This window comes from Dactylosporangium sp. CA-139066 (genome assembly GCF_050936175.1).
Taxonomy (GTDB): domain Bacteria; phylum Actinomycetota; class Actinomycetes; order Mycobacteriales; family Micromonosporaceae; genus Dactylosporangium.
The window spans coordinates 1,290,775-1,310,141 of the sequence record NZ_JBNJNH010000002.1; the positions used below are offsets into that span (position 1 = coordinate 1,290,775).

Consider the following 19,367-nt stretch of genomic DNA (forward strand, 5'->3'; position numbering starts at 1 on the left):
GAGTTATCCACAGCGGCCCTGTGGATGAAGCCGCTTCGAGGTTCGGTCGCGGCCCTGCCGAACGCAGCTTCATCCACAGGCCCGCACTGGGCCTAGCACGTGGTTTCACGTGAAACGGGTGAGCCTGTGGATAACTCCTGTGGACAGACTTCTGTAGGAGCCGTTGTCTCAAGATTCGCCCGGTGCCCATTTTCGGCCTCCAGGGAATCCAAATCGGCCTTCTATGCCTGTCGCGCCGTCGCGGCGGGCATCTGAGCGCATCCGCCCGCGTCGGCCATCGAATGCCGGCGTCAGTCGACCGTATGGACCGTGGTCTCGTCATCCGCGCATCGCCACGCCGCAGGAACACTCGCGGCCCCGCGGTGCCGTCGGTTTCGCCGACGCCACCGGTCACTCGCCGCCCCGCGCCATCGACCGCCCGGTGCGCGGCTTCCATCGCTCGCTGCACCGCAACCGCCCCCGCCGCCGCCCGCCCGCGCCACGCTGACCCCGTCATGCCCACGCCGCCCTCAGTCACCGCCCGCACCGCCGGCGCCGACCGCCGCTCGCCTAGCCGCCGCGCACGCCGACCCGGCGGCATCGGCCTCACGCGACCCCGCGTATGACGAAGGCCGACCCCTCGTGGGATCGGCCTTCGTGTCGTTGAAACCGGCGGTTCGCCTCGGCGGCTGCTACTGCTCCCGCTGCCCTCCCGCGCCCTCCTCGGGCACGCCAATGATGCCGACGATCCGCTCGAGGTCGTCGACCGTCGCGAACTCGATCGTGATGCGGCCCTTGCGGCGGCCGATGTCGACCTTGACCCGAGTGTCGAAGCGGTCCGAGAGGCGGTCGGCCAGATCGGACAGCGCCGGGGCGTGTGGCTTCGCGCGGCGCTGGGCCGGTGCCTGCTTCTTGGCCGGCGCGCCCTCCGACGCGGCGAGCGCGACGAGCTCCTCGGTGGCGCGCACCGAAAGCCCCTCGGCGACGATCCGCGTCGCCATCTGCTCCTGCTCCTCCGAGTCGTCGAGACCGAGGAGCGCCCGCGCGTGGCCGGCGGAGAGGACGCCGGCGGCGACGCGCCGCTGTACCGGAGCGGGGAGGTTCAGGAGTCGGATCGTGTTCGAGATCTGCGGGCGGCTCCGGCCGATGCGCCGGGCGAGCTCCTCATGGGTGGCGCCGAACTCCTCGAGCAGCTGCTGGTACGCGGCCGCCTCTTCGAGCGGGTTCAGGTTCGCCCGGTGGATGTTCTCCAGGAGCGCATCCCGCAGCATCGCATCGTCGCGCGTCTCGCGGACGATCGCCGGGATGGCCTCCTTGCCGAGCGCCTGGGCGGCACGCCAGCGGCGCTCGCCCATGACGAGCTCGAACTGCTTTTCGCCGTCAGTCTCGCGAAGTTCGCGTACAACAATGGGCTGGAGAAATCCGACCTCCTGGATCGAGGTCTTCAGCTCCTCGATCGCCTCCTCGTCGAAGACCTGCCGCGGCTGCTTCGGGTTGGGGATGATCGCGCCCACCGGAATCTCGGCGAACCGCGCGCCCGGCACCGGGGCGAGGGTGTCCTCGGCCGGCGGCTCGGGAGCGGCGGCGGGGGCGCCGTTGGCGACAGCGGGGGAGGGGGGCGTCGCGAGTGCGGTACCCGTACCGGTCGTGCCCTCGACCGGCGCGGCGGCCGTTGGGATGAGAGCGCCGAGCCCTCGCCCGAGACCTCCACGTCGGTTGGACTTCATGCCACGCCTCCCACCTGCGCGCCCTGCGCACCACGCAGCGCGATCTCCTGCGCCGCCTCGAAATAGCTGACCGCACCCCGCGAGCCCGGGTCGTACGTCATGACCGACTGGCTGTAGCTCGGCGCCTCCGACACGCGGACGTTGCGGGGGATGACGGCGTTCAGGCACTTCTCACCGAAGTGGTTCCGCACGTCCTGCTCGACCAGATCCGCCAGTCGCGTGCGCCGGTCGTACATCGTCAGCAGCACGGTCGTGATGTCGAGCTTCGGGTTCAGGTGCGACCGCACCAGCTCGATGTTGTTCGTCAGCGCCTGCACACCCTCGAGCGCGTAGTACTCGCACTGGATCGGGATGAGGACCTCTTCGGCGGCGACGAGCGCGTTGACCGTGAGGAGCCCGAGCGAGGGCGGGCAGTCGATGAAGATGTAGTCGTAGTTGTCGCCGCCGGCCTCGATCGCGCGCTTGAGCCGCGACTCACGGGCGACGACCGACACGAGCTCGATCTCCGCCCCGGCGAGGTCAATTGTCGCCGGTACGGCCCACAGGTTCGGGATCCCCTCCACCTGCTGGGTCACCGCGTCGAGCGGGGCGCCGTCGATAAGGCAGTCGTACACGTCGGGCACGCCGGAGTGGTGGGGCACGTTGAGCCCCGTGGAGGCGTTGCCCTGGGGGTCGAGGTCGATCACGAGGACGCGGTTGCCGTGGAGGGCCAGGGCGACGGCGATGTTCACCGCGGTGGTCGTCTTGCCGACCCCGCCCTTCTGATTGGCCACACACATCGTGCGACGCCGTGGTGGGCGGGGCATGGTGATCTCCCCGCTCGGGTTCAGAATCTCCACGGCGCGTTTTGCCTCCTGTGCCAGTGGGGGGTCTTCGGTTTCACGTGAAACGTACGCGTCAGTCATTGCGCCCTCGGAATCCGCGGTGACGACGGTCGGGTGCGGCCGGGGGGATGGTGGGTTCCGTCGTTCGGGCCTCACCTCGGCCGGAGAAGCGTCGACTGTCGGCGATACTCCCCGGCCGTACAGAGTACCGGTCTGGGCGCGGTCGCTTGACCCCGAGACGTGAAACTCCACCATGCCGCCGCGTGTCGAGTCAGGTGCCCGCATCGGCTCGGCGACGTGGCCCTGCTCGGGTGCCCGAATCTGGTCCATGCGCGCCGGGCCGGGGTCGGTTCGATGCTCCGACCGGTACTCCGTGCCGCGCGCGGGTTCGCCCGGGCGGGGCGGTTCGGTGCCCTCATTCCGCGGCTGTGGCACCGCGCGACCGGCGGGACGGACGCCCCAACCCTCTATCCCCGTTTCACGTGAAACATGACCGTCAGCATCGCCGTAGCCCGGACCATCATCGCTGTCGCGCACCATGTCAGTCCCGTCCCGCTCGGAAAGATGTGCACCCTCGGCCGCCTCGTCCGCCGGTTCCGATGCGGTGGGATCTCCCGCCGGACCTCGAGTCGCCGCCTCCGGAGTCAGACCGGAGTCCGGCGCGCTTGAAGTCTGGTTACCCGAAGCCGGCCCGCCGAGAACCGGCTCACTGGGAGCCCGCCGCTCGGGGCCCGGCCCTTCGTGACTCGTCCCGTCGGGCTCGGATCCGGTCGACACCGCTCCCTCGGAGGGCGATGCGCGCGGATCCGTTCCGTCCAGGCCGGCTTCCTCGGGGCCCGTCCCATCGGACAGAGAAGTGGCGCGGGGCCAGCCTACGGCGCTTCGCCGGGCGGAGCCATGACCCACCGGCGCGTCGTTGGCCTTGTCACCTCGAGTCGTACGCCAAAAGACCAGAAAACCGTCAACTCGCCGGAGCAAGCCGCCGAGCCGTTGTATCGGCGACATCGGCCACCCGATGCCCACCGTTCTGCCGTCCCCCATGAGTGCCTCCGCATTCCCCCGTCGCCCGGGGATGCGGTACCGCCCCCCGGGTCATCGGCCGCGGCGTCCCCCCGCCTTTCGCGGACGCGCGGCTTCCCGCTCGCGCACGATCTCGACGACCGTGGTGGGCTCGGCCAGGAACGACTCCCCGCACGTGCGCACCGACGGAGCCCCCGCACCGAGCCGGGCGAGCGCCTCCGCGTGCTCGGCAATCTCGGCCGAGGCGGAGGCACCCTTCATCGCGAGCAGCCGGCCACCGATGGCGGTGAGGGGGAGACACCAACCGGCGAGTCGATCCAGCGGAGCGACGGCCCGGGCGGTGACGACATCGGCGAGCGGGAGCTTCCCGACGCACTCCTCGGCCCGGGCGCGAACCACGGTGGTCCGCTCCAGGCCGAGCGCCGTCACCGCTTCGGAAAGGAATGCGGTACGTCGTGCGAGCGGCTCGACCAGGGTGACGGAAAGGTCGGGACGAGCCACTGCCAGCACCATACCGGGCAGACCGGCCCCCGACCCGACGTCGACGATTGAGGCACCCGACGGTATGAGTTCCGCGACCACGGCGCAGTTGAGCAGGTGCCGCTCCCAGATCCGCGGCGCCTCGCGCGGCCCGATGAGCCCCCGCACGACCCCATCGGTCACGAGCAGTTCCGCGAACCGCCGCGCGTCGGGCAGACGATCGCCGAAGGCCTTCTCGGCCGCCGGGAGGATCTCATTCGGTACCGCACCATCCATCCGTCAAGCAAACCATGCCCGATGCGGTCTCCCCGGACGCGGGTGCACTGGCCCCAGCTCCGCCGACCGAGCGTCTCGCCCCCACGCGCGGGAGGGTAGTCCAGTCGGCGGCAATACGGACCGGACCCTGTTTCACGTGAAACGGGAACCTCGAACCTCGGGACAATCAGCAGGGAGCCCAGTTCGGGCGGGCGGCTCGGGAGGCCAGGCTACGACTGGTGGCAGACCGCGCTGCGCGCACCGTGCCGCTCGGCGAACGCAACAGCCGGGGCGGAGCTCCGGGATGCGGTTTGGCCCGGCAGCTCGAGACGCACGCCACGCTCAGACGGGGCGCCGGCGGCGCGGTGGCCCCGGACGGCGGTTGTTGCCCGGCGCCCGCCCGGTCGGGACCGTCGCCCCGGACGGCGGTTGTTGCCCGGCGCCCGCCCGGTCGGGACCGTCGCCCCGGAGCCGGTTGTTGTACGGCGGCAAGGGGTCAGGGCGGTCGCCCCACGACGGCCGGTGTTGCGCCCGGCGCCCGCGGGTCGGGGACATCCGACCCGCGGACAGCCGCGGTTCAGCGATGGTCAGCGACCGCACCCGTGTTTCACGTGAAACGGCGCTCGGCGGCCTCGATGGCGTTGCGGAAGAGCATGGCCACCGTCGTGGGGCCCACGCCGCCGACTCGCGGCGTGATGGCGCCGGCGACGGAGGCGCAGGACTCGTCGACGTCCGGCAGGAGGCGACGACCCTCGTAGCGCACACCGCCACCCACCACGACCGCACCCGGCTTCACGTGCTCGGGCTGGATGATGCCCGGAACGCCGGCGGCGGCGATGAGGATGTCGGCGCGGCGGGTGTACCGCGACCAGTCCGGAACGCCGGTGTGCACAACGGTGACGGCAGCGTTCGCGGTCGGGCGCTTCTGAGCCAGGAGCATCGCCAGGGGGCGGCCGAGCGTCGCCCCGCGACCGAGGATCACAACCTCGCGGCCGCTCACCGGAATCTCGTGGTGCGCCAGCAGCGCCTCGATCCCCGCCGGCGTACAGGGGAGCGGGCCGGGGATGCCCGCCGCCAGGCGACCCAGGTTGAGGGGGTGCATGCCGTCGACGTCCTTGTCGGGGTCGACGCGCATGAGGGCGGCGTCGTAGTCGAGGTGGGCCGGCGTCGGGTACTGGATCAGGAGCGCGTGGACGTCGGGGTCCGCGTTGAAGGCGTCAATGACCTCGTGCAGATCGGACTGGGTCGCCGTCGCCGGAAGGTGGCTGTGCGGGGACTCGAAGCCCAAGGCGGCGGCCTGACGCTGCTTGATCCGGATGTAGCCGGCGCTCGCGTCGTCGTCGCCGACGAGGATCGTGGCCAGCGACGGGGTGACGCCCTTTGAGCGTAGGGCCGACACGCGGGACGCGACGTCCGCGAGGATCTGATCGGCGACCGGGGCGCCCGGAAGCATGCGCGCGGTGGTGGGGGAGGCGACAGACATACGGCTCCTCGCAAATCGTGGGAGCCCAGGCGGTCGACGTCCCACGACGAGGCTTCCCGATGGTTGGCCCATCCTTGGTGCCGCCAGTCGCGTCCTCTCAATTATGCCGGACCGACGGACGTGAACGAGGCGGCAGCCCGGAAGCCCAACCGGGGCCAAGCCCGCCGCCCTGGGTCCCGTCACGGCGAGGCGCCATGTACCAAGGAGGCGCCGTCAAGCAGTGAGGCGCCGTCAAGCAGTGAGGCGCCGTCAAGCAGTGAGGCGCCGTCAAGCAGTGAGGCGCCGTCAAGCAAGAACGTGCCGTAGAGCAGCGCCTCCGCCGACGCGCAGTCGCCGGCGACCTCCACCACCTCCGCCACGCCGTCCGCCACCGCGAACGCCACCGAGACCGGGAACACCGCGGCGACGGTGCTCGGGCCGAACGGGTTCGGGGCGCTGAAGCTCGGCATGACCCGCCAGCAGGCCGAGGCGACCGGCCTCGTCACCGGCGTCGACCCCGCCGCCGACAAGGGCTGCAGCACAACGAAGCTGCGGGCCTCAACGGTCGGGTCCGAGTCCACCGTCTTCTTCGACGGAGCGTCCGGGGTCGTCGCCATCGACGTGCGCGGCACCAGCGTCCGCACGCCCGAGGGCGTACACGTCGGCTCGTCCGGCGCCGGCATGCGCAAGGCCTGCCCGGACTGGACTCCCGCCTCCGACCCGAACCCGGACAACGCCCGCGGCGTGGCCCTCGCACCGGGCAGCAACGGCAAGGCGGAGTACAACATCAGCGTCGTGAACTTCCTCGAGCTGCAGGTCCGCCCGCACCACTGCTACGAGTAGAAAACAGCAGACCGCCCCATCCGCGACGAGGCGGATGGGGCGGTCTGTGAGGCAGAACGAAACTAAGCGGTCGGACGAACCACGATCCGGCGCGCGGGCTCGACGCCCTCCGACTCGCTCTCGACACCCGGCAGGGCGTTGATGACGTCGTGCACGCACTTGCGCTCGAACGCGCTCATCGGCTCCAGGCGGACGGCCTCGCCGTACTCCTTCACCTTCTCCGCCGCGTTCTTCGCGATCGCGCCGAGCTCCTTGCGGCGCAGGGCGCGGTAGCCGCCCACGTCGAGCAGGAGGCGGCTCGGCGAACCGGTCTGCCGGAACACCGCCAGGCGGCTCAGCTCCTGCAGCGCCTCGAGCGTGGCGCCCCGCTGGCCGACCAGGGCCTGCAGGCGCTTGCCCGAGCCGTCGCCGCCCTCGACGACCTCGACGACCGGGCGGCCGCTCACGACCAGCTCGTCGATGTCGCCGTCGTAGTCGAGGATGTCGAGCAGGCCCTCGACGTAGTCGGCCGCGATCTCGCTCTCGCGGAACAGGTCGGCGGCCGCGCGGCCGGAGCCGGCGCCGGACTTGGCCTCGGCGTCCTCGGCCTCGTCCTCCTCCTCATCCTCCTCGCCGTCCTCGTCCTCGGCCTCGTCGTCCTCCGCGTCCTCGCCCTCCGCGAGCTCGTCATCGGACTCCTCGACCTCGTCGGTCTCGGCGAGGCGGGCGTCCTGGTGCTCGGCCTGATCCACGTCCTTGTCCCGGTCTCGGCTCACGGCCGCCGCGTCGAGATCACTGGTGGTGTCGGTCACGAAACTCATCTCCGCTTGTTTGGGGCGCCGAAGCGCCGTCACAGGTCGTCGGTGAGGGGTGGGTTGCTACAGGGAGCGCCCCGCGCCGGGCCAAGTGAGGGGTGGCCCGGCGGGGTCGCATCAACCCGACTGCCGCTTCGCGGCGCCACCCTTCTTCGGGTTGATCGGCTTGGCGCCGGGCTTCGGGGCCCGGGACGGCGCGCCGTTGGCGCCAGTGTCGGTCGCCTTGGCCCCGGTCGCCTTCGCGCCGGTCGCCTTCGCACCCGTCGCCTTCGCGGGGCTCCTGCCGTTGGTCCGCTGCGCGGCGGCCTCCTCGCGAGCCCGGCCGAACAGGGCGGCCAGTCCGCTCGGCTTCTCGGCAACCTTCGCGGTGCCGCCGGCCTTGAGCGGCGTGGTGGTGGTCGTCGCGTTCGCCGGCGGCGGGTACTTGTGCAGCACCCAGAACTGCTGCGCCAGCGTGATGGCGTTGTTCGTGACCCAGTAGATGATGACGCCGATCGGGAAGTACCAGCCGGAGGTCAGGGTGAAGAACGGGATGCCGTACAGCATGAACTTCTGGATCATCCGCTGCTGCGGGTCGGTGTTCCAGCCGGTCTTCTTGATCATCTGACGCTGCGTCAGGTAGGTCGTGGTGATCATCAGCGCGACCAGGATGGCCGCCACGATCTTGACCGTGGTGGAGCTGGCGTTGATCTGGATGAGGTCGGCGGTGCTGCTGCTGAACTTGGCGACGATCGGGGCGTCGAAGAGGCGGGCGTCGACCGCGCTCTTGAACTCGTCGACCGTCCAGCCGTACAGCGTCTGCTGGTGCTCGGACTGGCCGGGGCGCAGGTGGCGCAGGACGTGCAGGAGGCCGATGAACACCGGGATCTGCAGGAACATCGGAAGGCAGCCCATGAGCGGGTTGACCTTCTCCTCCTGGTAGAGCTTCATGACCTCCTTCTGGAGGGTCTCCCGGTCGCCCTTGTGCTTCTCCTGCAGCGCCTTCATCTTGGGCTGGATCGCCTGCATGGCGCGCTGCGACTTGATCTGCTTGACGAAGATCGGGAAGAGCACGACCCGGACGGTGATCACCAGGAAGACGATCGCCAGGACCCACTGCCAGTTGGTGCTGAGCACCCGGTGGTCCGGCAGGATCGAATCCCAGACGGTGTGCCAGAACAGCATCACCTTCGAGATCAGCCAGTAGATCCCGCCCATCAGCTTACTCACGACACTGCTCCAGTCACGTCACGTCGACTCGGGCTCGGGCGAGTGTCCCCGGCGCGGAGGCACCGGGTCGAACCCACCGGGGTGGAATGGGTGGCAGCGCAGCAGCCGCCAGATCGCGAGACCGATTCCCCGGATCGCGCCGTGGGTGCTGACCGCCTCCAGGGCATAAGCGCTGCACGACGGGTAGAACCGACAACGCGCCGGCAACGCCGGGCTTACCCAACGACGGTACGCGACGATAGGAGCGATCACGATCCGGGCTCCGGCGTTCATCGACGCTCACCTCGGCTCTTCGGTCGGCGCGCCGCCTGTAGCGCCGCGTCGAGGTCCTGTTCCAGGGCGTGATACCCGACACGGGCCGCCTCCGGCAGCGCCCGCACGACGATCACGGAACCCTCGGGCAGCTCGGCCAGGCGCGGACGCACCAGGTGCCGCAGGCGCCGCTTCACGGCGTTGCGCACCACGGCGTTGCCCACGGCCCTGGACACGACGAAGCCGGCCCGGGCACCCGCGCCTTCGGCGTGAGTACCGGCGCCGTCCTCGGAGCGGGCATCGCCCTCAAATGGAGCAACCCCGGGCTGCGACAGCCCGGGGTTCAGGAAATGCACGACCAAGGCCCCCCGGCCGGCCCGCCGGCCGTTGCGAATGGTGGCGGCGAAATCCTCCCGCCGCCGCAGTCGCTGAGCGGCCGCAAGCACGCTGCCTCCCGGAGGGCCCGGTCGTGGTGGTTCAGGCTCAGGCCGAGAGGCGGTCGCGCCCCTTGGCGCGGCGCGCCGAGAGGATCGCACGGCCGGCGCGGGTGCGCATGCGCAGCCGGAAACCGTGGGTCTTCGCGCGCCGGCGGTTGTTCGGCTGGAAGGTGCGCTTGCTCACGTCGGGCTCCGTCTTCGTGGCTTGGGGGGACGCGAGGCGCCCTCGGGGATGTCGAACGGTGTTTTGGAGTTTACCAGGGAGCGGTGCTCCAACCGAAACAGGGTACGCGCCGCCCTACTGGCCGTCAACGATCACCGACGCGCGCCCCCCGACGCTCGCGAACCGGGGGGATGTGAATAAATAATCCCCAGGTCAGGGCGGTAATCCACAGGTTCGTTGTGGACAACGGTTGAGCGGTTGTGGACAACGCTGTTAACGTGCCCGGTTGCCGGTAGACACCGCGACGACCGGCGGCGGGGCACAACGGACTTTCTGGCACGAACGGGCGCTCGACGAGGGGGAAAGGGCGCGCGCCCGGCCTGCACCACCTCTGCGTATGCGCTGATCACCGCATAGTCAGCGCGACGCGGGTGGAAACAGGACGATCCGTCCACGGCACATGACTCGTTGATACACAGGTTGTGGAAAACCTGTGGACAATGGCCGGGGGCGGCGGGAAGTACCGGGCACCGTCCACTCGCGGTGGGGGCCGCGAACAATGATGGGGGTGCGCGAACGGTGACTGACACCGACCTCGCAGCGATCTGGCATGCAGCGACGGATCAGCTCGCCGATGGTATCGACTCGGCGCAGCAGCGAGCCTACCTGCGCATGACCAGGCTGCGGGCGATCGTCGAGGACACCGCGCTGCTGTCCGTGCCCGACCCGTACTCGCGCGACATGATCGAGAGCCGGCTCCGGCCGGTCATCACCGAGGCGCTCTCGCGGCTGCTCGGCCGCGCGATCCAGGTGGCCGTGACCGTGCGGCCGCCCGAGGACGCCCCGTCGCTGCCGGCCCCGTCGGCGTCGCACTGGTCCAACGGGGCGTCGGCCTCGCTGCGTGACCAGCTCGACAGCCGGCCCGAGCCGCTGCGCGACGACCGGCCGGCGCCCGAGTCCGACCGGCTGTTCGAGATACCGCAGGAGCGCACGTACGGCCCGGAGAAGATGCCGGCCGAGCGCACCTACGGTCCGGAGAAGATGACGCCGGAGCGTACGTACGGGCCGGACAAGCCGTACGAGCACTCCGGGACCGCGGTCGAGGCCGCCGCGTCCGAGGCCGGCCGCTACGAGCAGCCCCAGTTCGAGGCGCCCCGCAACGAACAGCCGCGACCCTCGACGCCGGGCACCGGCCGCGACGACCGCCGGAGCGCGCCGACGCCGGCCGGGGACTCCGCGGGGAACCGGCTCAACCCGAAGTACACCTTCGAAACGTTTGTCATCGGCTCCTCGAACCGCTTCGCGCATGCCGCGTCGGTCGCCGTGGCCGAGTCGCCGGCGAAGGCCTACAACCCGCTGTTCATCTACGGCGGCTCGGGGCTGGGCAAGACGCACCTGCTGCACGCCATCGGGCAGTACGCGACGATGCTCGGCAACGCGCGGTTCGTGCGCTACGTGTCGACCGAAGAGTTCACGAACGACTTCATCAACTCGCTGCGCGACGACAAGACCCAGGCGTTCCAGCGGCGGTACCGCGACGTGGACATCCTCCTGATCGACGACATCCAGTTCCTGGAGAGCCGCGAGCGGACCCAGGAGGAGTTCTTCCACACGTTCAACACCCTGCACAACGCGAACAAGCAGATCGTCATCAGCTCCGACCGCTCGCCGCGGCAGCTGGCCACCCTCGAGGACCGGCTGCGCACGCGGTTCGAGTGGGGGCTGCTGGCCGACATCCAGCCGCCGGACCTCGAGACGCGCATCGCCATCCTGCAGAAGAAGGCGGCCCAGGAGCGGCTGTTCGCGCCGCCGGACGTGCTCGAGTTCATCGCCTCGCGGATCGCATCGTCCATCCGCGAGCTCGAGGGCGCGCTGATCCGGGTGACCGCGTTCGCCAACCTGACCCGCTCGCCGGTCGAGCTCGGCCTGGCCGAGGAGGTCCTGCGCGACTTCATCCCGGACGGCTCGGGCCCCGAGATCACCGCCGACCAGATCATGGCGTCCACGGCCGACTACTTCGGCGTGAGCCTCGAGGACCTGCGCGGGCACAGCCGCTCCCGGGTGCTCGTCAACGCCCGCCAGGTCGCCATGTACCTCTGCCGCGAGCTCACCGACCTGTCGCTGCCCCGCATCGGGCAGGCATTCGGGGGCCGCGACCACACGACGGTGATGCACGCGGACCGCAAAATCCGGCAGCAGATGGCGGAGCGGCGCTCGCTCTACAACCAGATCGCCGAGCTGACGAACCGGATCAAGCAGACCACCTGACGGGCCTGATCCACAGGTTTGCACCGTCCACCGGGGTTGATCACAGCCTGTGGACAACTGGGTTTTCCACCGTGTCCACAGGCGGGTGACCTCGGGCGAGGGGCCGTGTGGCCCTACGTTTTCCACATTTCATCCCCAGGTGATCCACAGGCCGGCCGGGCCCGAGCTCGCCCGGTTGTCCCCAGCGTCCACACGCTGTCCACAGATTTCCTGTGGATAACTTTCTTTGTGCCAAGTTCCGGGGGTGAGTCACCGGGTGACTACGGATTGCTCACAGGAGTTAGCCACAGGCTGTGGATAACTTCTGGGGACGACGTGTGGACGTCGTGTGGATGCTTCCGGAGAGTGACGGTCGAACGACCAAACGTGAGGTAAGTTCGGGCCATACGTTATCCACAGCGGTGGACAAACCCTGGGGATCACCGGTGGATAAGCGGTGGATAACGCCTGTGGACAGACGGTCATCCACAATCCACAGGGCTGTACACACCGCTCTATGCACAGCTCATCCAAAGGTACCTACGTCTCCTGAGCTGCGAATACGAGGGTTTTCCACAGAATCCACACCCCCTATGACTACGAAGGAAATTTCTTTTAAGAAGAGAAGAAAAACAATCATCAGCGTGTGGGCAAGTTCGGGCCGCCCGATTTGGCGGGGTCGTTGCACGACCATCGGCCGGAAGCCCTAAGGTTCGATGAGCGAGCCTGACCGGACGCACCACGACCGCCGGGCCACCGCTCAACGACCACCGCCGGCGATCCGGCGAAACCGAACAGCCGGCGATCCGGCAAGGCGAGAGACCGCCGTCGGGAACCCGGCGGCACCACACGGCCGCCGGCGACCCGGGGCACTGACCATCGGGCACCAACCGACCATCCGCAGCAAGCACCGGCACCGAGCAACCGGCGGCGCCGGACACCGGCGACAATCAGACGGCACACTCGGCACACCCGGACGTACGCCCCAGAGCGAATCGACCGCGGCCGCCCGGCCCGGCGCGCGTCATGCGGCGAACATGAAGTACCGAAGAGAATGCGGGAGGACCGCGATGAAGTTCCGAGTCGAGCGCGACGCGCTCGCCGATGCCGTCGCCTGGACGGCCAAGAGCCTGCCCAGCCGCCCGTCGGTGCCGGTGCTCGCCGGTGTCCTGCTGCGCGTCGCCGACGGCCGCCTGCAGGTGTCAAGCTTCGACTACGAGGTGTCCAGCCAGGTGACCGTCGAGGTCCAGGCCGACGCCGACGGCGCGACGCTGGTCTCCGGGCGCCTGCTCGCCGAGATCACCAAGTCGCTGCCGGCCAAGCCGGTGGACGTCGCCGCGGTGGGCTCCCACGTCGAGATCACCTGCGGCAGCGCCCGGTTCACGCTGCCAACCATGCCCGTCGAGGACTACCCGACGCTGCCGGAGATGCCCGAGTCGGCCGGCGCCGTCGACGCCGCGCTGTTCGCCAAGGCGGTGTCGCAGGTCGCGATCGCCGCGGGCCGGGACGATACCCTGCCGATGCTGACCGGCGTGCGGATCGAGCTGGAGGGCACGACGCTGACGCTGCTCGCCACCGACCGCTACCGCCTGGCCGTGCGCGAGCTGATGTGGCACCCCGACGAGCCGGACATGAGCGTTCACGCCCTGGTGCCGGCCCGCACGCTCGACGACACCGCGAAGACCCTCGGCCCGCTCGGCGGCAACGTGTCCGTCGCGCTGTCGCGGGGCAAGATCGGCGACGGGATGATCGGCTTCTCCGGCGGCGCCCGGCGTACGACGTCGCGGCTCCTGGAGGGCGACTTCCCGAAGGTTCGGGCGCTGCTGCCCGACACGCACAATGCGCAGGCGCGGGTCCCGGTGGCGGCCCTCAACGAGGTGGTCCGGCGCGTCGGCCTGGTGGCGGAGCGCCAGACGCCGGTGCGGCTGTCCTTCAGCGCGGACGGGCTGGTCGTGGAGGCCAGCGGCAGCGAGGACGCGCGGGCCAGCGAGGCCATGGACTGCCAGTACGAAGGTGAACCGATGACGATCGCCTTCAATCACCAGTACCTGCTCGACGGGCTCAAAGCGCTCGACGCGCCCATTGCGGTGCTGTCGTTCACTGACCCGAAGAAGCCTGCGGTCATGTCCCCGGCCAAGGATGATGGAGAAATCATCCCTGGGTACTGGTACTTGATCATGCCGGTTCGCATCGGCAGCTGATTCGGAGGCACCACTAATGCAGCTCGGTCTCATCGGCCTGGGCAGGATGGGCTTCAACATGCGCGAGCGGCTGCGCGCCGCCGGGCACGAGGTCATCGGCTACGACCGCCACCCCGACGTCACCGACGTGTCGTCCCTCAACGAACTGGTCGAGAAGCTCGCCGCGCCCCGCGTGGTCTGGATCATGGTCCCGGTGCAGTTCACCGAGCCCACCATCGACGAGCTGTCCGGCCTGCTCGCGGCCGGCGACATCGTCATCGACGGCGGCAACTCGCGGTTCAGCAACGACAAGCCCCGCGCCGACAAGCTCGGGGCCAAGGGCATCGGCTACCTCGACGTCGGCGTGTCGGGCGGCATCTGGGGCCGGACCAACGGCTACGCGCTCATGGTCGGCGGCCCGAAGCAGCACGTCGAGCACTGCATGCCGATCTTCGAGGGTCTCAAGCCCGAGGGCGAGTTCGGCTTCGCGCACGCCGGTGAGACCCCCGGTGCCGGCCACTACGCCAAGATGGTCCACAACGGCATCGAGTACGGGATGATGCACGCCTTCGCCGAGGGCTATGAGCTGCTCGAGACGTCGGAGTACGTCGACAACATCCCCGAGATCATCAAGAGCTGGCGCGCCGGCTCGGTCGTACAGTCGTGGCTTCTGGATCTTCTGGACCGCGCGCTGGACGAGGACCCCGACCTCGGCGGGATCAAGGGCTACGCCGACGACACCGGCGAGGGCCGCTGGACCGTCGAGGAGGCCATCCGCCTCGCCGTGCCGATGAACGTGATCGCCGCATCGCTGTTCGCCCGGTTCGCCTCGCGCCAGGAGGACTCGCCGGCGATGAAGGCCGTCGCCGCGCTGCGCAACCAGTTCGGCGGCCACGCGGTCAAGAAGGGCTGAGCTTGTACGTCCGGGGCCTGGAGCTCGTCGACTTCCGAAGCTATGAGCGGGTCGTCGTCGAGCTGGGCCCCGGGCCGTGCGTGCTCGTCGGCCCGAACGGGGTGGGCAAGACCAACCTCGTCGAGGCGCTCGCCTACGTGGCGACCCTGGAGTCGCACCGGGTCGCCACGGACGCGCCGCTGGTCCGCTTCGGTGCCGGCCGCGCCGTGATCCGCTGCGCGGTCGTGCACGAGGAGCGGGAGCTGCTGATCGAGCTCTCGATCGAGCCCGGCCGCGCCAACCGGGCCCGCCTCGGCCGCTCCCCGGTGACCCGCACGCGCGACATCCTGGGCGCGCTGCGCCTGGTGCTCTTCGCGCCGGAGGACCTCTCGCTGATTCGCGGAGACCCTTCAGAGCGGCGGCGGTACCTCGATGAGCTGCTCGTCGCCCGCCAGCCCCGCTTCGCCGGGGTCAGATCCGACTACGACCGGGTCCTCAAGCAGCGCAACGCGCTCCTGCGCAGCTCCTACCTCGCCCGCAAGACCGGCGGCAGCCGCGGCGGGGACCTGTCGACCCTCGACGTGTGGGACGCGCACCTGGCCCGGCACGGCGCACAGCTCGTCCGCGCCCGGCTCGACCTCGTCGCCGCGCTCGCGCCGCACGTCGCGAAGGCCTACGCGGCCGTGAGCGCCAGCCGCTCCGACGCCCGGGTCGCGTACAGTCCCTCCTTCGCTCTGCAGGACGACCTCGAGGCGGCCCTGCTGGCGGCGCTGTCGGAATCCCGACCGTCGGAGATCGAGCGGGGCGTCACGCTCGTGGGCCCGCACCGCGACGAGCTCACCCTCCAGCTCGGGGAGATGCCGGCCAAGGGGTACGCCAGCCACGGCGAGTCCTGGTCATACGCGCTCGCGCTGCGGCTGGCGGCGTACGACCTGCTGCGCGATGACGCCATCGAGCCGGTGCTGATCCTCGACGACGTGTTCGCCGAGCTCGACGCGGGCCGGCGGGACCGGCTCGCGGCCCTGGTCGGCGGGGCCAGCCAGGTGATCGTGACCTGCGCGGTGGAAGATGATGTGCCGGCCGGGCTGCGAGGCGCGCGGTTCGCAGTCGGCGGGGGCGAGGTGCGGCGTGTCTGAGAATTCGGATAAATCGGAAAAGTCGGGTCCGGAGCTGGCGCGGGCCGCGGTCGAGGCCGCGCTGGCCAAGCACCGGGCGGCGCCGCGTCGCAAATCCGTCATCGACGGCCAGCCCCGCCGGCGCGGCTACACCGGGCCCGGCCCGGACCCGCGCGACCCGCAGCCGTTCGGCGCGGTGCTCGAGCGCCTGGTCAAGCAGCGCGGCTGGCAGCGCCCGACGCGCGAGGCCCGCATCTTCGGCGAGTGGGAGAAGGTCGTCGGGGCCGACATCGCCGCGCACAGCCGGCCGGTCAAGCTCGAGGACGGCGAGCTCACGATCGAGGCGGAGTCGACGGCGTGGGCGACGCAGCTGCGACTGCTGGCCGCGCGGCTGCTGGCCGGCATCGCCAAGGAGGTCGGCCACAACGTCGTCAAGCGCCTGCACATCCACGGGCCGAGCGCGCCGTCGTGGAGCAGCGGGCCGCGCCGCGTCCGCGGCCGCGGTCCCCGTGACACCTACGGCTGAGACCGAGCAGTGTCAGAAGTCGGCGTACACCGCGAAACCGCGGTTGGCGCAGCGGCGGTAGAACTTGGCCAGGACGTCGAGCTCCGCGATCGAGTAGCTCCACTGCGGCGCGTTGCCGGAGTCGTCGCGCAGCGCGTCGAGGCGGCTCTGCAGCCACCGCAGCTGCTGCTCGGCCAGGCGGGAGCCCTCGAGGGCCTTACGCAGGACCGTGCTCACCGTCTCGAACGTGATCTCGTCGCCGTACTCCTGGTGGCCGTTGACGAACCGCTCCAGCCCGCCGGCGATCCAGGCGCAGTCGTCCGGGCTGATCACCGGGTCCTCGTCCTCGGCGGCCGCATCTGTGGCGAAGAGCACGCCATTGAGCCCGAAGAGCAGGTCGACCAGCTCGGTGTAGCCGGTCACCCGGACGGTGCCGGTCTTGGCCACGTGGTCGGCCAGCGCCGCGGCCGGGCCGGCGTGCAGCGGCAGCTTCTCGGCCAGGTCCGCGAAGTCGACGAACTCGGCCGGCGCGACCGGATCGTAGAACCGGCCGGTGCGCGGCCACTGCACGGCGACGTTGTCCAGGCCCATCGCGCACCCTCCGCTTGTTCATGTAACGCTCAACCCGCCCCGCGGCGGGGAACATACGGCACGAACGGCCACTTGCGCGACCCCCGGAGGTTCCCAAAGCGGCAACAGGATCCCGCACTGGCTGTGCCGCCCGCCACCAGGCACCGAGACCCCTCCCGCGTAGGGGGACCTTCGGACCGCACCGTTCGGGCCGCTACGTCGACTACAGGCACCGTCCCGGCGCGAAAATGTCGCACGGACACAGTAGGATTGCATCGGCTCATAGAACAGTCGATCACATCCGCGTGTGCGTCACAGCAGTGGTCGGCCCGCCGAGGTCGGGGCGCCTGTCACAGGGGCGCCGGCTACCGGCGTGCCTACTGCTGTCCCGGGCGCCCCCGCACCGACTCCGCACGAGACCCGGGGCGCACACCGCGCGGCCGGCCAGTGCGAGAAAGCGACAGAGGGTGTCAGCAAACAAGCCCGAACAGTCTTACGACTCCTCTTCGATCACCGTGCTCGAGGGCCTCGAGGCGGTTCGCAAGCGCCCGGGTATGTATATCGGCTCGACCGGCGAGCGCGGCCTGCACCACCTGGTGTGGGAGGTCGTGGACAACGCCGTCGACGAGGCCCTGGCCGGCTTCTGCGACACCATCGAGGTCACGCTGCTGGCCGACGGAGGGGTTCGGGTCGTGGACAACGGCCGCGGCATCCCGGTCGACATGCACCCGAAGGAGAAGCGGCCCACCGTCGAGGTCGTGCTGACCGTGCTGCACGCCGGCGGCAAGTTCGACGGCCAGGCCTACGCGGTCTCCGGCGGTCTGCACGGCGTCGGCATCTCTGTCGTCAACGCGCTGTCCACGCGCATCGACCTGGAGATCCACAAGGACGACTTCGTCTGGCGCCAGCGATACAACAACTCCAAGCCCGAGCCGCTGCAGAAGGGCGAGCCGACCGACCGCACCGGCACCAGCGTCACCTTCTGGCCCGACGACACCATCTTCGAGACGACCGTCTTCGTCTACGAGACGATCTACCGCCGCATCCAGGAGTACGCCTTCCTGAACCGTGGTCTGACGATCGCGCTGCGCGACGAGCGCCCCGACGTGCCGGAGGAGAAGCGGGAGGTCGTCTTCTGCTATGAGAACGGCATCGCCGACTTCGTGCGCCACCTCAACGCCACCAAGACCCCCATCCACCGCTCGGTGATCGAGTTCGGGTCCGAGGGCGAGGGCATCGCGGTGGAGATCGCGATGCAGTGGAACGAGTCGTACGGCGAAAGCGTCTACACCTTCGCCAACACGATCAATACGCACGAGGGCGGCACGCACGAGGAGGGCTTCCGCAGCGCGCTGACCACGGTCGTGAACAAGTACGGCGCTGACAAGAAGCTGCTCAAGGGCGACGAGAAGCTCACCGGCGAGGACATCCGCGAGGGCCTGGCCGCGATCATCTCGGTGAAGCTGGCCAACCCCCAGTTCGAGGGACAGACGAAGACCAAGCTGGGCAACACCGAGGCCCGCAGCTTCGTTCAGAAGGTGTGCAACGAGTGGCTGGTCGACTGGTTCGACCGCAACCCGGCCGAGGTCAAGACCATCATCACGAAGGCCTCCCAGGCCGCCCGGGCCCGCATCGCCGCCTCGCAGGCGCGCAAGCTGGCGCGGCGCAAGTCGCTGCTCGAGTCGGGCTCGATGCCGGGCAAGCTGGCGGACTGCCAGTCCAACGACCCGCGCCTGTGCGAGCTGTTCATCGTCGAGGGCGACTCGGCCGGCGGCTCGGCCAAGCAGGGCCGCGACCCGCGGGTCCAGGCGATCCTGCCGATCCGCGGCAAGATCCTCAACGTGGAGAAGGCGCGCATCGACCGCGTGCTCAAGAACAACGAGGTCCAGGCGCTCATCACGGCGCTGGGCACCGGCATCCACGACGAGTTCGACATCGAGAAGCTGCGGTATCACAAGCTCATCCTCATGGCCGACGCCGACGTCGACGGCCAGCACATCCAGACCCTGCTGCTGACGCTGGTCTTCCGGTTCATGCGGCCGCTGATCGAGCTCGGGCACGTGTATCTTGCGGCGCCCCCGCTGTACAAGATCAAGTGGAACAAGAAGGGCGACGACGCGCAGTACGCGTACACCGACCGCGAGCGCGACGGCCTGATCGAGCTGCGGCAGCGCTCGAAGCCCAACGCCAAGCCGGACGACATCCAGCGGTTCAAGGGTCTGGGTGAGATGAACTACCCGGAGCTGTGGGAGACCACGATGAACCCGGACACGCGCATGTTGCGCCAAGTGACCTTGGACGACGCTGCAACCGCGGACGAGCTTTTCAGCGTCCTCATGGGCGAAGACGTGGAAGCTCGACGCTCGTTCATCCAGCGAAACGCCAAGGACGTCCGGTTCCTCGACATCTGACC

The 19,367-nt window shown here is 69.8% G+C and carries 18 protein-coding genes and 1 riboswitch; of the genes, 7 read left to right on the top strand and 11 right to left on the bottom strand.

Features of this window, described 5'->3' with window-relative positions:
- Positions 1-671: 671 nt before the first annotated feature.
- The 5 genes from ACQEVU_RS50735 to ACQEVU_RS50755 form a co-directional block, all read right to left on the bottom strand.
- The gene (locus ACQEVU_RS50735; protein ID WP_433337672.1) at positions 672-1,706 is read right to left on the bottom strand and encodes a ParB/RepB/Spo0J family partition protein; all 1,035 of its coding nucleotides are present in this window, start codon (positions 1,704-1,706) and stop codon (positions 672-674) included.
- Entirely contained in the window at positions 1,703-3,070 is a 1,368-nt protein-coding gene (locus ACQEVU_RS50740) for an AAA family ATPase (RefSeq protein ID WP_433337674.1), read from the bottom strand. The genes ACQEVU_RS50735 and ACQEVU_RS50740 overlap by 4 nt, the downstream gene beginning before the upstream one ends.
- A 552-nt stretch (positions 3,071-3,622) precedes the next feature.
- Positions 3,623-4,306 (bottom strand): 16S rRNA (guanine(527)-N(7))-methyltransferase RsmG, encoded by a 684-nt coding sequence (gene rsmG, locus ACQEVU_RS50745; protein ID WP_433337676.1) that lies wholly within the window; start codon positions 4,304-4,306, stop codon positions 3,623-3,625.
- Positions 4,307-4,892: 586 nt separating this feature from the next.
- Positions 4,893-5,768, bottom strand: a complete 876-nt coding sequence (locus ACQEVU_RS50750; protein WP_433337678.1) for a bifunctional 5,10-methylenetetrahydrofolate dehydrogenase/5,10-methenyltetrahydrofolate cyclohydrolase — start codon at positions 5,766-5,768, stop codon at positions 4,893-4,895.
- A gap of 16 nt (positions 5,769-5,784) precedes the next feature.
- Positions 5,785-5,869, bottom strand: a riboswitch (ZMP/ZTP riboswitch).
- A 78-nt stretch (positions 5,870-5,947) separates the two neighbouring features.
- Positions 5,948-6,217: a hypothetical protein gene (locus tag ACQEVU_RS50755; RefSeq protein WP_433337680.1), complete on the bottom strand. Its 270-nt coding sequence runs from the start codon at positions 6,215-6,217 to the stop codon at positions 5,948-5,950.
- Here ACQEVU_RS50755 and ACQEVU_RS50760 point away from each other — a divergent pair.
- Complete coding sequence (locus ACQEVU_RS50760; RefSeq protein ID WP_433337682.1) at positions 6,216-6,590, top strand: hypothetical protein; 375 nt, start codon at positions 6,216-6,218, stop codon at positions 6,588-6,590. The genes ACQEVU_RS50755 and ACQEVU_RS50760 overlap by 2 nt on opposite strands.
- Positions 6,591-6,652: 62 nt before the next feature.
- On the opposite strand, the gene ACQEVU_RS50765 is transcribed toward ACQEVU_RS50760, so the two are convergent.
- From ACQEVU_RS50765 to rpmH, 5 genes are all read right to left on the bottom strand, one after another.
- Positions 6,653-7,381 (bottom strand): protein jag, encoded by a 729-nt coding sequence (locus ACQEVU_RS50765; RefSeq protein ID WP_433337684.1) that lies wholly within the window; start codon positions 7,379-7,381, stop codon positions 6,653-6,655.
- Positions 7,382-7,501: 120 nt separating this feature from the next.
- Entirely contained in the window at positions 7,502-8,581 is a 1,080-nt protein-coding gene (gene yidC, locus ACQEVU_RS50770; protein ID WP_433339724.1) for a membrane protein insertase YidC, read from the bottom strand.
- 30 nt (positions 8,582-8,611) lie between these two features.
- On the bottom strand, positions 8,612-8,866 hold the full coding sequence (gene yidD / locus ACQEVU_RS50775) for a membrane protein insertion efficiency factor YidD (protein ID WP_433337686.1): 255 nt from the start codon (positions 8,864-8,866) through the stop codon (positions 8,612-8,614).
- The gene (gene rnpA, locus ACQEVU_RS50780; protein WP_433337688.1) at positions 8,863-9,291 is read right to left on the bottom strand and encodes a ribonuclease P protein component; all 429 of its coding nucleotides are present in this window, start codon (positions 9,289-9,291) and stop codon (positions 8,863-8,865) included. The genes yidD and rnpA overlap by 4 nt, the downstream gene beginning before the upstream one ends.
- Positions 9,292-9,328: 37 nt before the next feature.
- On the bottom strand, positions 9,329-9,466 hold the full coding sequence (gene rpmH, locus ACQEVU_RS50785; RefSeq protein WP_033360019.1) for a 50S ribosomal protein L34: 138 nt from the start codon (positions 9,464-9,466) through the stop codon (positions 9,329-9,331).
- 558 nt (positions 9,467-10,024) lie between these two features.
- Between rpmH and dnaA the strand changes: the two genes are divergently transcribed.
- The 5 genes from dnaA (at position 10,025) to ACQEVU_RS50810 (ending at position 16,405) form a co-directional block, all read left to right on the top strand.
- Positions 10,025-11,713 carry a chromosomal replication initiator protein DnaA gene (gene dnaA, locus ACQEVU_RS50790; RefSeq protein ID WP_433337690.1) on the top strand — a complete coding sequence of 563 codons (1,689 nt, stop codon included), beginning with the start codon at positions 10,025-10,027 and terminating at the stop codon, positions 11,711-11,713.
- Between the two features lie 1,049 nt (positions 11,714-12,762).
- The gene (gene dnaN, locus ACQEVU_RS50795; RefSeq protein ID WP_433337692.1) at positions 12,763-13,893 is read left to right on the top strand and encodes a DNA polymerase III subunit beta; all 1,131 of its coding nucleotides are present in this window, start codon (positions 12,763-12,765) and stop codon (positions 13,891-13,893) included.
- Positions 13,894-13,909: 16 nt separating this feature from the next.
- The gene (gene gnd / locus ACQEVU_RS50800; protein ID WP_433337694.1) at positions 13,910-14,785 is read left to right on the top strand and encodes a phosphogluconate dehydrogenase (NAD(+)-dependent, decarboxylating); all 876 of its coding nucleotides are present in this window, start codon (positions 13,910-13,912) and stop codon (positions 14,783-14,785) included.
- Positions 14,786-14,787: 2 nt separating this feature from the next.
- Entirely contained in the window at positions 14,788-15,900 is a 1,113-nt protein-coding gene (gene recF, locus ACQEVU_RS50805) for a DNA replication/repair protein RecF (RefSeq protein WP_433337696.1), read from the top strand.
- Positions 15,833-16,405, top strand: a complete 573-nt coding sequence (locus ACQEVU_RS50810; RefSeq protein ID WP_433337698.1) for a DciA family protein — start codon at positions 15,833-15,835, stop codon at positions 16,403-16,405. Before recF ends, ACQEVU_RS50810 begins: the two co-directional genes overlap by 68 nt.
- 12 nt (positions 16,406-16,417) lie before the next feature.
- Here ACQEVU_RS50810 and ACQEVU_RS50815 read toward each other — a convergent pair whose 3' ends face one another.
- A complete protein-coding gene (locus ACQEVU_RS50815) occupies positions 16,418-16,975 on the bottom strand; it encodes a hypothetical protein (protein WP_433337700.1) in 558 nt (185 codons plus the stop codon).
- Positions 16,976-17,421: 446 nt separating this feature from the next.
- Here ACQEVU_RS50815 and gyrB point away from each other — a divergent pair, with 446 nt between their 5' ends.
- A complete protein-coding gene (gene gyrB, locus ACQEVU_RS50820) occupies positions 17,422-19,365 on the top strand; it encodes a DNA topoisomerase (ATP-hydrolyzing) subunit B (RefSeq protein ID WP_433337702.1) in 1,944 nt (647 codons plus the stop codon).
- Positions 19,366-19,367 lie beyond the last annotated feature (2 nt).